Genomic DNA, 12,548 nt, shown 5'->3' with positions numbered 1-12,548 from the left:
TCTAATGCAGGAGATCGCGGCAAAAATGAAGAGGCGCGTTCCCGATTCGTCCACAGGCAAGAGTGCCGGTCAGCCGGGCGGGCCATGGACGGCGAGACCCTGAAGCGTGCGGATCAGGTCCACGCGCGAGCTGGATTCCGTCTTTGCATAGATGTGCTTGATCTGCGTTCGTACGGTTTCGACCGAGATTCCATGTCGATCCGCGATCATCCGGGCCGAAAGACCCTCGACTAGGCCGAGCACCACCCGCTGCTCCGCGGCCGACAACTGAAACAGCCTGCCGACATCTTCGATGTCGCTGGCTTGCAGTTCCCGCGCCAGCGGTTCGATGAGGATGAGGATGGTCGGGCCCTCGAAATAGGCGGGAAGGGGGTCCTTACGGATCGACACAAGCGTCACGCGCTCCGTCCGCGAGGTGAAGGCCAATGTCTTCGGACCCGTGTAGTCCCGCTTGCACATCAGGCGAAGCGCATCGTTGGCGCGGGGCAAAGCCATGCGCACGCCGCGACCATGCGACCGGATGCCCACCCCGTGCGTCATCATTTCGCGCGCCGAAGGCGAGGCGGACCTGATCATGCGCTCCTCGTCGACGACGACTGCTCCGGCGTTGAAGGCATCGAGGATCGAATGGCCGATCGGCCCGATCGCCTCGCGCGTGACCGATCGCCTGTAGAAGGAGAACGCGCGCCGAAGATGAGGAGATGTTTCGCCGAACATCCGGGCAAACGGTTCGTTCGCATTTCCGTCGGCTTGCCCGGTGAAACCGATCAGGAAGAAGAAGCAGGACGGGTCGCGGACTGCGGTGACGCCCATGGCCGACTCGATGCCCTGCGGGCGCAAATAGTCGTTGTAGAACTCGCTCCTCAGGAAAACGTCCCGCGCGCACAAGGTGTCCGCAACGGTGCCGAGATCGACCGGCCGCTCGAGAGCCGGCGGTATCAGCGGGTTCACATGGACGTAGTAGTCGCGAAAACTGATCGCATCCGCCTCGTCCATTGGCGAGGCGAGATTGAATGTACCCTTTTTCTCGCTCGGATTGTAGCAGAACAGGCTCGCCTTGCCGCCGGGAACGCGAGCCGCGAGATTGCCGACAAAACGCTCCCAGCTCGTCCGTCCAACCAGACAAGCATAGATTTCGTCGACGACCGCTTCGGTTTGAGGAGATGACATCGCAATCCCCGCCGTTCACGGAATTTTGAGGGCTAAATCAGTTTGACGCAAGTCCATGGCTCCGAGGCGCGCGTCGGCCGTCTCGGGGGAACCGTGCAAACTTTTGAAACGAAGTAATTCAATGAGAACGTTTCACAGTTAAAGCATCGGCAAATATAGCTGGCGAGGGGTAGAGAAGTGACGGTCAATTACGCATCACTTCTGCTCGCGACGGCGATTTCCGGCATCTGCCTCGCCGCGACCATGATGGGGTTCTGGTTCACCGCAAAACGCGATTCCTTCAAGCTCACCTGGTCGCTCGGCGTCCTGACGCTCGTCGCCCATGTCCTCGCCTACACGATCTATGCCGAGAACCCGCATCCGGTCATAGGCGCCTTCGTCGTGGCGCTGCTGCCGCTGGGCCTGTCGATCATCCACGGCGCGGCGCACCAGTTCGTTCAGCAGAACCCCTCGCTCAACCGCGTCGCGGTCACCTCGCTGATCTCGCTCGGCCTCGCCCTCCCGCCGCTCGCGCTCGGCTATGACGGCATCGCCTTCATCGTTCAAAACCTCGCAGCCGCCATCCTCCTGTCCATGTCCGGGCATGTCTATTTCAGCCATCGCCGCGAAGCGCCGACGGCGCTGATGCTGATGGCTGGCCTCTATCATCTGGCTGCGCTGTCCTTCGCGGCCTGCGGGCTCGTGTTGATCGTCGGCCAGCAATGGACGCTTGGCGGTGTGCCGGAAAACTGGGCCGAGCGCATCAACATCGTCGTCGCCATCCTCGCCATGACCGGCGGCGGCGCGCTCTCCATCGCGCTCGACCAGACGCGCCTTGCACAATTGCACAAGGCCGAGGCGATCACCGACGCGCTGACCGGCCTCCTCAATCGCCGGGGCCTGTCACAAATGACCAGCGGCCAGACCTACGGGCCCTTCGCAGCCGTCGCGATCTTCGACCTCGATCACTTCAAGAGCGTCAACGACACGCATGGCCATGCCGCGGGCGACGCAGTGCTCTGCGACTTCGCCCGCATTCTCGACCAGGGCAAGCGCGGGCGCGACATCGCCGCGCGCCTTGGCGGCGAGGAGTTCGCGCTCGTCATGCCGCGCGTGACGAACGACCAGGCGGCGGCCACCGTGCGCCGCATCTGCGCCATGTTCGCGGCCGAGACCTTCGAGGCAAAGGGCCGCGCCTTTCGCTGCACGGCCAGCGCCGGCATCGTCTTCGGCGACGAGACGCGGCCGGGCGTCGACGCGCTCATCGCGCGCGCCGACGAGGCGCTGTATGCGGCCAAGAACTCCGGCCGCAACCGCATCGAGATCGCGCGGCTCGCCAGTTAACTGGCGAGAGCCTCCATGGGCGGACACGAGCAGACGAGGTTGCGGTCGCCCGCTACATTGTCGATGCGCGAGACGGGCGGCCAATATTTCGACGCCATGTTCGCGTCGCCGGCCGGGAACGCCGCCTCGATCCGCGAATAGGGGTGCACCCAGTCGGCCGCCATCACGTCGATTGCCGGGTGAGGGGCGTTGACGAGCGGATTGTCGTCCTTCGGCCACTTGCCGTCTGCCACCTTCGCCGCTTCCTTCGCGATGGCGATCATCGCGTCGCAGAAACGGTCGACTTCGGCCTTTGGCTCGGACTCCGTAGGCTCGACCATCAGCGTGCCCGCGACGGGCCACGACATGGTCGGCGCGTGGAAGCCGTAGTCGATCAGGCGCTTGGCGATGTCCTCGACCGAAACGCCGGCGCTTTCCTTCAGCACCCGCGTGTCGAGGATGCACTCATGCGCGACGCGTCCGTTGCGGCCGCGATAGAGCACCGGGAAATGCGGCTCCAGCCGTTCGGCGATGTAGTTGGCCGAAAGGATCGCGAGTTCCGTCGCGCGCTTGAGGCCCGGTGCGCCCATCATCCGGATATACATCCAGGTGATCGGCAGGATCGAGGCCGAGCCGAATGGGGCCGCCGCAACGGCATGGCGCGAACCCTCCGCGACATGGCCCGGCAGGAACTTCGCCAGATGCGCCTTGACGCCGATCGGGCCGATGCCAGGCCCGCCGCCGCCATGGGGGATGCAGAACGTCTTGTGCAAATTCATGTGGCAGACGTCGGCACCGAGATCGCCCGGCCGCGCAAGGCCAACCATCGCGTTCAGATTGGCGCCGTCGAAATAGACCTGGCCGCCATGGTCGTGGACGATCTTGCAGATGTCGCGCACGCCTTCCTCGAACACGCCATGCGTCGAGGGATAGGTCAGCATCAGCGCCGCCAGCCTGTCGGCATGCTGGTCGGCCTTCGCCGTAAGGTCGTCGAAGTCGACGTCGCCATGGTCCGTGCACTTGACCACGACGATGTCCATCCCCGCCATCGAGGCGCTGGCCGGGTTGGTGCCATGGGCGGAGGAGGGGATCAGGCAGACGGTGCGGTTCTCGTCGCCACGCGTCCGGTGATAGCGGCGGATGGCAAGGAGACCGGCATATTCGCCCTGGCTGCCGGCATTCGGCTGCAACGACACGGCATCGAAGCCCGTGATCTCGGCCAGCCACGCCTCGAGCTGGTCGAACATGGCCTTATAGCCCTCGGCACTTCCCTCCGGCGCGAAGGGATGGAGGTTGGCGACACCTGCCCAGCTCACCGGCATCATTTCGGCCGCCGCATTGAGCTTCATCGTGCAGGAGCCGAGCGGGATCATTGCCCGGTCGAGCGCCAGATCCTTGTCGGCGAGGCGGCGCAGGAAGCGCATCATCTCGGTCTCGGAGCGGTTTTCATGGAAGACCGGCTGGCTCATGAACGAGCCGGAACGCTTGCCCGGCAGCCGCGCCTGCGCCTCCTCCGGCAGCTTGACGCCAAAGAGGTCGGCGATGGCGGCGAGGTCGGCCTCCGTCGACGTTTCGTCGAAGCTGATGCCGATCCGGCTGTCCTCGAAGTCGCGCAGCCACAGGCCCCGCTCCATCGTCTTCTCGACGATCGCCTCGGCGTGCTTCGTCGTCACGGTCACCGTGTCGAAGAACCGATCGCCCGCGACCTCGACGCCCTTGGCCTTCAGCCCGGCATGAAGCCGCGTCGCGAAGCCATGGATGCGGTTCGCGATTTCCTGCAGGCCTTCCGGCCCATGCCAGACCGCATAGGCGGCTGCCATGTTGGCGAGCAGCGCTTGCGCCGTGCAGATGTTCGACGTCGCCTTGTCACGGCGGATGTGCTGCTCGCGCGTCTGGAGCGCGAGGCGATAGCCGACGCGCCCGCCGGCATCGACCGACTGGCCGACGAGACGGCCCGGCATCAGCCGCGTGAAGCGGTCCTCGACCGCGCAATAGGCCGCATGCGGTCCGCCATTGCCCATCGGCACGCCGAAGCGCTGCATCGAACCGACCGCGATTTCCGCGCCGAGCGATGCCGCCGTCTGCGTAACCGCCAGCGCGAGCGGATCGGCGACGAAGATCACGACCGCGCCCGATTTCTTGGCCTTGGCGATCTCGTCCTTTTGGTCGCCATAGACGCCGTTCGTATCCGGCCACGGCACGATCAGCGCTGCCGTATCCTCATCGACCGGATCGCAGCCGATCGCCATGCCGAGCGGTTCGGCGCGCGTTTCGACGACGTCGAGCGTCTGCGGGTGCAGCGCACCGGCGATCGAGATTTTCAGGCGCTTCATGCGGTGATGGCGGAACGCGATGCCGACGGCTTCGGCCACCGCCGTCGCCTCGTCCAGCAGCGAGGAGGATGCAACCGGCAGGCCGGTCAGTTCCGTCACCAGCGTCTGGAAGTGGAACAACATCTCCAGTCGCCCCTGGCTGATCTCGGCCTGATAGGGCGTATAGGCCGTATACCAGGCCGGGTTCTCGAACAGATTGCGCTGGATGACCGGCGGCACATGCGTTCCGTGGTAGCCCGCGCCGATGAAGCTCCTGGCGACGACGTTCCTGTCCATCATGCCGGAAAGCTCGGCGAGCGCTTCCTGCTCGCTGGCCGGCGCCGGCAGGTCGAGCGGCGCCTCCAGCCGGATGGAATTCGGCACGGCCTGACTGATCAGCGTGTCGATGGAGGTGACGCCAAGTGTCTTCAGCATGTCGCGCTGGTCGGCGGGGCCGGGGCCGATATGGCGATTGGCAAAGCTGGTGCTCATCGGTCGCTCTCCGTCAGGCCGTCGTCGCGTCATAGGCGGCGCGGTCCATCAGGCCGTCGAGCGCGGCCTTGTCGGCGAGTTTCATCTTCCACAACCAGCCATCCTTTTCGGCAGCCGAGTTGACGAGGCCGGGATTGTCCAAGAGCCCGTCATTGACCTCCGTCACCTCGCCGGCGAGCGGCGCGTAGACATCGGACGCCGCCTTCACCGATTCGACGACGACGACCGTGTCGCCCTTGGCGATGGTCCGGCCCTTTTCGGGCAGTTCGACGAAAACGAGGTCGCCGAGTTGCTCCTGCGCGTAATTGGTGATCCCGACGGTCGCAATGTCGCCCTCGACGCGAACCCATTCATGATCTTCGGTGAAATAAGTCTTGGCCATCTGCGTCATCCTTTGCGCATGCGATGTGGCTGGAAGGGAAGAGGGTGGAGCGCGAGAGGCAGGCGGTTGCCGCGCACCTCCGCGAAAATCGGTTTGTCGAGCGCATTGACATCGACGCTCCCCATGGCGACCGGCCCACCGAAGGACGGCCCGAACCCGCCCGACGTGATCGATCCGACCGGCGCGCTGTCACCATCGACCAGCGCTGCCCCGGCACGCACCGGCTGGCGGCCCTCTGGCTTCAGGCCGACGCGCTTGCGACGCGGGCCTGCGGCAATCGCAGCGGCCAACGCATCGGCGCCGACATATGCGCCGCCTGAGCGAAGTGTTTTCGGGATCGCCCAGATCAGCCCGGCATCGACCGGGTTCGTATCCGGCGTGATGTCCTGTCCGTGCAGGCACAACCCGGCCTCGAGCCGCAAACTGTCGCGCGCGGCGAGCCCAATCCACTCGACGCGCGGATCGGCCGCTAGTTTTTCGGCAAGCGCCTGCGCCGCATCGAGTGGCACCGCGATCTCGAACCCGTCTTCGCCGGTATAGCCACTGCGCGCGATGAAGTCGCCATCAGCCGTCTCCCGGCCGTTCATGAAGGCGAGGCCGTCGATATCGAGCCCGGCATCGCGCGCGACGGCCTCGGCCAGCGGCCCCTGCAAGGCCAGAAACACACGTTCGAGCGCGTCGACCGTGCAGTCGAAGCTGGAGGCGATTTCGCGCAGATGCGCCTCGTCAGTGTGCGCATTGCCGGCATTGGCGACGACGACGAAGCGGTCTTCGCCCACCCGCGTCACGATCAGATCATCAAGGATGCCGGCCTGGTCATTCAGGAAGAAGGTGTATTTCGACTGTCCGGTAGCCAGCTCACCGGCCTCGATCGGGCAGGCGCGCGACAATGCTTCCGCAGCCTCGCGACCCGAGACCACAAACAGCTTCATGTGGGAGATATCGAACAGCCCCGCCGCCTCGCGGCAGTGGAGGTGTTCCTTCATGACGCCTGCGGGATAGGTCAGCGGCATCGACCAGCCGGCGAAGCCGCCGAATTTGGCGCCCGCCGCTGCGTGCAGCTCATGCAAGGGGAGTCGTTTCAGTTCGCCCGGTTCCGCCATTCGGCCTCCAAAGGTCGCACGCATCCAGCCGCTCGCGCGGCATGTTCGTGCCCCTCTGTCGGAAGCCTGAGAGACTCGCGCGACCGGAACTCTGTCGGCAGCGCTTACACCTTCGGCGCGGGGCGAAAACCCCGACTTTCCAGAGCGTCTTGGCCGGCGGACGGTTCTTTTGCCTGAGAGATTTCGGGCGATTTCCCCTTCGGCGGCGATCCCGGCGAATGCCCGAACCGCTCTCTCCCGCAAACCGGCGGAGTGCAAGCACCCCTGACGGAATCGACGCTAGACGATTGCGCCGGCCTTGTCACCCTCGCGGGCGAATATCCGCAACTCATCCTCGATCTGCGAAATCACCGCCGCGCTTTGCGCATGCAGTCGTTTCAACTCGGACAATTGTGCGGTGATCGCGCGCACCGTGTCGTCGCGCGCGTCCTCTTCCACCGGCGCGGTGCCGACGCCGTAGAGCAGCCAGGACAGGCTGACATTGAGCACGCCCGCCAGCATCGACAGGCGATTGGCGCGTGGCTGCGAACGATCGGTTTCCCAAGCCTGCAGCGTCGCGGTCTGGACGCCAAGCCGGCGCGCAAGCTGCGCTGTGGTCATTCCGACCGCGTCGCGGGCGCGTGAAAGCCGGCCCCCCAGCGTATCGAGGTCGGGATTTTCGGAATAGATCGTCGCGGTGTCAGGCACCTGTGCCACCCCCTGGGTTGTATCTTGATTGCATGCGCAGGGCCGGTCGGCAGCGCGCGCCCAAGCATGGCCCATCAAGGCACCGACCGCAACCGCCCGACCGGTTCCCCAATTCCACCCGTATATTAGCATCTCATGTTAATGTCATTTGACAGCGGTGAGGCGGTCCGCATGCCATCTGAGATGATCGTCCATGAAGCCCGAGATGAAGAAATAGGAGTGGTCGTAGCCGTCCTGCATTCGCAGGGTCAGCCCGATCTCCGTACCCTTCACTGCATCTTCGAAAAGCCACGGCCGCAACCCGTCGTCGAGAAAGCCGTCGGCCGTTCCCTGGTCGATCAGGAACTCGGGGAACCGCGCGCCGTCCTCGACCAGCGCCGTCGCGTCATAGGCCCGCCACGCGGCTTTATCCGTCCCGAGATACTTTTCGAAGGCCGGCTTCGACCAGCCGGCGGTCGACGGCTGCACGATCGGCGCGAAGGCCGAGCACGACCGGAACCGGTCCGGGTGCTTCAACGCGATCGTCATCGCGCCATGTCCGCCCATCGAATGACCGAAGATCGACTGGCGCTCCATGTCGGCCGGGAAATTCGCCGCGATCAGCTTCGGCAACTCCTCGGTGACGTAGGAATACATCCGGTAGTGCTTCGCAAACGGCTCCTCGGTCGCGTCGACATAGAAGCCCGCGCCCTTGCCGAACTGCCAGTTGTCCGGCTCATCCGCGACGCCTTCGCCGCGCGGGCTGGTATCGGGGCAGACGATAATCAGGCCGAGTTCGGCGGCCAGCCGGCGATATTCGCCCTTGTCCATGACGTTGGCATGCGTGCAGGTAAGGCCCGACAGATACCAGAGGATCGGGCTGGGTGCTTCCTTTGCCTGCGGCGGCACGAAGACCGCGAATGTCATGTCGCAGCCGCATGTCTCGGACGCATGCGAATAGACGCCCTGAACGCCGCCATGGGCTTTCGCTTCCGATATTGTCTTCATCAGTCCCTCATTTCGAATTCAATGCGCGCCGGATCGTCCGGTCCAGCGTCTCCAGAAAGCGCGACCGATCCTTCGGCGAGAACGCCGCGTTGTAGCCCTTGATCTCGCCGCTCTCGCGCAGATTCTGCTTCAAATCGCGCATCGCCACCGCCATGCCGATCGTTTCGGGCGTAAAGGGCTGGCCGGTCATGCCGATGACGTGGCAGCCCTTCTCCACGCCGCGCGCGGCAAGCGGAATGTCTGCTGTCACGACGATGTCGTTCGCTGCAGCGTTCTCGACGATCCAGTCGTCGGCGGCGTCAAAGCCGGCGGAGACGACGACGTTTCGCACCATCGGGTCGCGCGAGGGCCGCAAGCCGCCATTGGCGACGAACGTCACGACGAGATCGTGACGTTCGGCGACCTTCAGCACCTCGTTCTTGACCGGACAGGCGTCCGCGTCGACAAAAATCGTGGGTTTGTTCACCGTTGCCCCGCCGCCTGTTTCAAAAAGGCGCCCAGCGCCGCGTCATAGGCGGCCGGTCCCGACTTCCAGGAGAGAATGTGGTCGGCATCCGTGCGCAGATATTCTGTCGCGCCGGTGCGCCGCTTCACCATCGCCTCGGTTCCGGCCGCCGGCACGATACGATCCGCCGAACCATGCGAGACGAAGACGGGACCGGAAAATTCGGAGATCGTCTCCGTAACGTCCGTTTCGGCAATTGCGAGGCCGTTGCGAAGCGCAAACAGCCGCATTCCGACCGGAGCGAGCACGTTCGGCAACGGAGCGCCCGCCTTTTCCATCTGGCTGACGAGCACGGCGGGGAAGTCGAATGCTGGCGCGTCGAAGGCGAGGCCGGAAACGCGCTCGGCCCGGTCGGAGCGTTGCATGAACTGGCCGACGATGCCGCCACCCATGGATTCGCCGAGCAGCACGAGGGAAGTTGCGCCGCGCCCGATGGCATAGTCGGCCGCAGCGTCGAGGTCCCGCCACTCCGTCAGGCCGAACGCGTAGAAGCCGCTCGGATCACGCGGGGCGCCTTCGTCATTGCGGTAGGAGACGAGCAGGGTGGGCATGTCGGCCGCGCGAAAGTGCGGCAGGAAGCGATAGCCGTTCTCGCGGCGACCTCCGATGCCGTGCACGATGATGCCCCAGGTCGTCTCTTGCAGGCCGCCATGTTCGGGCAGGACGAGCCATGCCGGCATCGGGCCGAGTTCGCTTTCGATGACGACGTCCTCATAGGCGAAGTCGAGGGCGACCGCCGGATTTCCCTTGAAGCCGATATCGAACGGTGTCTCCGGCGCGGGCCAGCCGTCGCCCTGTGCGGTCGAGCCACCAACCCGCAATACGCCCTCGAGCGTCGTTGCTGTGTGCCAGCCCCCATATCCAAGGAAGATGCCGGCCGCCAACAGCAGCGAAAGCAGCGACCCGACCACAACGCGCTTCATTTGTCCCCCAAACGATCGATCATTTGAGAGCGATTATAGTCATATGCCCAAGTCACCGGAAGGTTCGTCGCCCGATCATTCCGGCAGATGGCAGCGGATCAGCTCGGCACTGTCGGCCGTTGCGTCATAGGAAATCGACAGCCGGTTCTGATCGGGCATGGTGAATGTGATCTGGCGGTCTTCTTCCATGCCCTCCGCAATGCACGACGCATTGAACGTCGCGCTCCCGTTGGCAAGGGGAGCGGCATCGATGTTGCAGACGCTTTCATGACGCCGCATCGTCGTCGGGGTGATCACGGCGAACATTTCGACCGCTTCGCGGTCGATACGCGCGCAGCTCGATGCCTCCGCGGCCCATACGCCCACATAATCGGGGCCGACGCCGGCCGAGAGGGCGCGTGCAGCGGCACGCGTATCCGCGCGCAGATCCTCGGCAGGGGCCAGTTCGGCATCCGGATCGCCTGTCTCGGGCTGCGCATCCTCAGTCGTTGATTGATTGATCCGCGCTTCAAGTTCGCGAGCCGCGCGTTCGAGGTCGCCGCGTGCCCGTTCGACGATTTCGCCCACCGAAGCGCCGATCTGGCCGGCAACCTCGCCGGCACGGTCAAGCGTCGGACCGGCATCTTCCAGCGCCTGCTCGGCGCGGGTGCGTGCCTCTCCGGCCAGCCGCCCCGCTTCACTTGCCGCCTCTTCGGCCGCCTCGCGCATGCGCGACAGCGCGTCGCCGGCCGCCTCCTCGGCATCGTCCAGCGTCTGGTCGAGGTCGGGGTTGGCCGGTTCGGTCTGCGCCGGCGGCGTCGGCTGGGCCTGTGAGGTCGCCGTCTCGTCCTCGCCGCACGCGGCAAGGGCCATCAGCGAAACGCCTGCCGCAGCAAGCATGATCTTCTTTGCGAACATTTGTTTTCCCCGATTGTCGAAAGCGAGCGGCCGGCACATGTCCGATGGCTCGCGCATCAACGCACCAGCGCCGGAAAGGTGCCCTGAGGCCGCGTCAGTAAACGACGACGCTGCGGATCGATTCGCCCGCATGCATCAGGTCAAAGCCCTTGTTGATCTCGTCGAGCGACAGCGTGTGGGTGATCATCGGGTCGATCTCGATCTTGCCGTCCATGTACCAGTCGACGATCTTCGGAACGTCGGTGCGTCCGCGCGCGCCGCCGAAGGCCGTGCCTTTCCAGGTGCGCCCGGTGACGAGCTGGAACGGCCGCGTCGAGATTTCCTGGCCGGCGCCGGCAACGCCGATGACGATGGATTCGCCCCATCCGCGATGCGCGGATTCAAGGGCTTGCCGCATGACCTTCACGTTGCCGGTGCAATCGAACGTATAGTCCGCACCGCCGATCTGGTCGGCGCCGCGCTTGGTCAGGTTGACGAGATAGGGAACGATATCGCCGTCGACCTCGCTCGGATTGACGAAATGCGTCATGCCGAACCGCTCGCCCCATTCCTTCTTGTCGTTGTTCAGATCGACGCCGATGATCATGTCGGCGCCGGCAAGCCGCAGGCCCTGGATGACGTTGAGGCCGATGCCGCCGAGCCCGAAGACGATCGCGGTCGCGCCGATCTCGACCTTGGCGGTGTTGATCACCGCGCCTATGCCAGTCGTCACGCCGCAGCCGATGTAGCAAATCTTGTCGAAGGGGGCGTCGGGATTGACCTTGGCGAGCGCGATCTCGGGCAGAACCGTGTGATTGGCGAAGGTCGAGCAGCCCATGTAGTGGAAGATCTTGTCCTTGCCGATCGAGAAGCGGCTCGTCCCGTCCGGCATCACGCCTTGGCCCTGCGTCGAGCGGATCGCGGTGCACAGATTCGTCTTGCGCGATAGGCAGGAGGGGCAGGATCGGCATTCGGGCGTATAGAGCGGGATGACGTGGTCGCCCTTCTTGAGGCTCGTCACGCCCGGACCGACATCGACGACGACGCCGGCGCCCTCGTGACCGAGAATCGCCGGAAAGATGCCTTCCGGGTCGGCGCCGGACAGGGTGAATTCGTCCGTGTGGCAGATGCCCGTCGCCTTGATCTCGACCAGCACTTCGCCGGCGCGCGGACCTTCGAGGTCGACTTCCATGATCTCGAGCGGCTTTCCAGCGGCAATGGCGACGGCGGCGCGGGTCTTCATGGCGTATCCTCGGCGTTTTTCTGTTGCTACAAGGTTTTCAGGAATTTGGCCCGCGTTCAAGCAGCCTCGTGTGAACGGAGCGTCGCAGGTGGTCGAAAATCTTCTGCTTGGCACGATGGTGATCGCCGCAACAGTGGTGATCCATGCAATCGGGTTGATCGAGGTGACGCACTGGTCGTCGGCACTGACTGATGTGCTTCGCGTCGATCACCGGCGCAACCGCATCGTCGCCATGGTCGCGACCGTGCTCGGCACCTTCGTCGTGCTGGCCGTCGAAATCTGGCTGTGGGCGCTCGTCCATTTCGCGATCGGCAGTTTCGGCGACATCGAAACAGCGCTTTATTTCTCGATCGTGTCCTTTTCCACACTCGGCTATGGCGACGTCATTCCGCCGGAACGCTGGCGCGTCTTTGCGGCGCTGGAGGGGATCAATGGATTCCTTCTCATTGGCTGGTCCACGGCCTATCTCATCGCCGCGGGCATGCGCATCGGCCCGTTCCGCTCTGGCGAGCATTTCTGACGGCGCGTCTGTTGGAAACGTCGCCCGCAGGGTAGACATCGAACCG

The 12,548-nt window shown here is 64.6% G+C and carries 12 protein-coding genes and 1 riboswitch; of the genes, 2 read left to right on the top strand and 10 right to left on the bottom strand.

From position 1 onward, the window contains the following. Nucleotides 1–69: 69 nt before the first annotated feature. Nucleotides 70–1,170, bottom strand: coding sequence for a helix-turn-helix transcriptional regulator (locus ACT6QU_RS11340; RefSeq protein WP_444565098.1), 1,101 nt, complete (start codon nt 1,168–1,170; stop codon nt 70–72). Between the two features lie 177 nt (nt 1,171–1,347). Here ACT6QU_RS11340 and ACT6QU_RS11335 point away from each other — a divergent pair, with 177 nt between their 5' ends. Beyond that, on the top strand, nt 1,348–2,493 hold the full coding sequence (locus ACT6QU_RS11335; RefSeq protein ID WP_444565097.1) for a GGDEF domain-containing protein: 1,146 nt from the start codon (nt 1,348–1,350) through the stop codon (nt 2,491–2,493). Here the strand turns inward: ACT6QU_RS11335 and gcvP are convergent. The 9 genes from gcvP to ACT6QU_RS11290 all read right to left on the bottom strand — a co-directional run bounded on the left by gcvP (nt 2,490) and on the right by ACT6QU_RS11290 (nt 11,982). Next, a complete protein-coding gene (gcvP, locus tag ACT6QU_RS11330; RefSeq protein WP_444565096.1) occupies nt 2,490–5,276 on the bottom strand; it encodes an aminomethyl-transferring glycine dehydrogenase in 2,787 nt (928 codons plus the stop codon). The two genes, ACT6QU_RS11335 and gcvP, sit on opposite strands and share 4 nt — an antisense overlap. 13 nt (nt 5,277–5,289) lie before the next feature. Next, entirely contained in the window at nt 5,290–5,658 is a 369-nt protein-coding gene (gene gcvH, locus ACT6QU_RS11325) for a glycine cleavage system protein GcvH (protein WP_444565095.1), read from the bottom strand. A gap of 5 nt (nt 5,659–5,663) precedes the next feature. Next, nucleotides 5,664–6,761: a glycine cleavage system aminomethyltransferase GcvT gene (gcvT, locus tag ACT6QU_RS11320; protein ID WP_444565094.1), complete on the bottom strand. Its 1,098-nt coding sequence runs from the start codon at nt 6,759–6,761 to the stop codon at nt 5,664–5,666. Between the two features lie 151 nt (nt 6,762–6,912). Next, nucleotides 6,913–7,011, bottom strand: a riboswitch (glycine riboswitch). A gap of 29 nt (nt 7,012–7,040) precedes the next feature. Next, complete coding sequence (locus tag ACT6QU_RS11315) at nt 7,041–7,448, bottom strand: helix-turn-helix domain-containing protein (protein ID WP_024585480.1); 408 nt, start codon at nt 7,446–7,448, stop codon at nt 7,041–7,043. 144 nt (nt 7,449–7,592) lie between these two features. Next, nucleotides 7,593–8,435, bottom strand: a complete 843-nt coding sequence (gene fghA, locus ACT6QU_RS11310) for an S-formylglutathione hydrolase (RefSeq protein WP_444565093.1) — start codon at nt 8,433–8,435, stop codon at nt 7,593–7,595. A gap of 7 nt (nt 8,436–8,442) precedes the next feature. Beyond that, nucleotides 8,443–8,901, bottom strand: coding sequence for a YaiI/YqxD family protein (locus ACT6QU_RS11305; protein WP_444565092.1), 459 nt, complete (start codon nt 8,899–8,901; stop codon nt 8,443–8,445). After that, nucleotides 8,898–9,863, bottom strand: coding sequence for an alpha/beta hydrolase (locus ACT6QU_RS11300; protein ID WP_444565091.1), 966 nt, complete (start codon nt 9,861–9,863; stop codon nt 8,898–8,900). Before ACT6QU_RS11300 ends, ACT6QU_RS11305 begins: the two co-directional genes overlap by 4 nt. A gap of 75 nt (nt 9,864–9,938) precedes the next feature. Then, complete coding sequence (locus ACT6QU_RS11295; RefSeq protein ID WP_444565090.1) at nt 9,939–10,760, bottom strand: hypothetical protein; 822 nt, start codon at nt 10,758–10,760, stop codon at nt 9,939–9,941. Between the two features lie 94 nt (nt 10,761–10,854). After that, entirely contained in the window at nt 10,855–11,982 is a 1,128-nt protein-coding gene (locus ACT6QU_RS11290; protein ID WP_444565089.1) for an S-(hydroxymethyl)glutathione dehydrogenase/class III alcohol dehydrogenase, read from the bottom strand. A gap of 88 nt (nt 11,983–12,070) precedes the next feature. On the opposite strand from ACT6QU_RS11290, the gene ACT6QU_RS11285 reads away from it, so the two are divergent. Beyond that, nucleotides 12,071–12,502 carry a potassium channel family protein gene (locus tag ACT6QU_RS11285; RefSeq protein ID WP_444565088.1) on the top strand — a complete coding sequence of 144 codons (432 nt, stop codon included), beginning with the start codon at nt 12,071–12,073 and terminating at the stop codon, nt 12,500–12,502. The last annotated feature ends 46 nt before the right edge of the window (nt 12,503–12,548 follow it).

The sequence above is a fragment of the Aliihoeflea sp. genome, from assembly GCF_052435475.1.
Lineage (GTDB): Bacteria > Pseudomonadota > Alphaproteobacteria > Rhizobiales > Rhizobiaceae > Aliihoeflea.
The sequence above is the reverse complement of the archived record's forward strand: the minus strand, read 5'-3'. Positions and strand labels throughout refer to the sequence as shown.

Bases quoted from the DNA above. Each gene is read 5' to 3' on its own strand.
- fghA (WP_444565093.1), bottom strand. From the start codon at position 8,435: ATGAAGACAATATCGGAAGCGAAAGCCCATGGCGGCGTTCAGGGCGTC.
- ACT6QU_RS11295 (WP_444565090.1), bottom strand. From the start codon at position 10,760: ATGTTCGCAAAGAAGATCATGCTTGCTGCGGCAGGCGTTTCGCTGATG.
- gcvP (WP_444565096.1), bottom strand. From the start codon at position 5,276: ATGAGCACCAGCTTTGCCAATCGCCATATCGGCCCCGGCCCCGCCGAC.
- ACT6QU_RS11290 (WP_444565089.1), bottom strand. From the start codon at position 11,982: ATGAAGACCCGCGCCGCCGTCGCCATTGCCGCTGGAAAGCCGCTCGAG.
- gcvH (WP_444565095.1), bottom strand. From the start codon at position 5,658: ATGGCCAAGACTTATTTCACCGAAGATCATGAATGGGTTCGCGTCGAG.
- ACT6QU_RS11340 (WP_444565098.1), bottom strand. From the start codon at position 1,170: ATGTCATCTCCTCAAACCGAAGCGGTCGTCGACGAAATCTATGCTTGT.
- ACT6QU_RS11300 (WP_444565091.1), bottom strand. From the start codon at position 9,863: ATGAAGCGCGTTGTGGTCGGGTCGCTGCTTTCGCTGCTGTTGGCGGCC.
- gcvT (WP_444565094.1), bottom strand. From the start codon at position 6,761: ATGGCGGAACCGGGCGAACTGAAACGACTCCCCTTGCATGAGCTGCAC.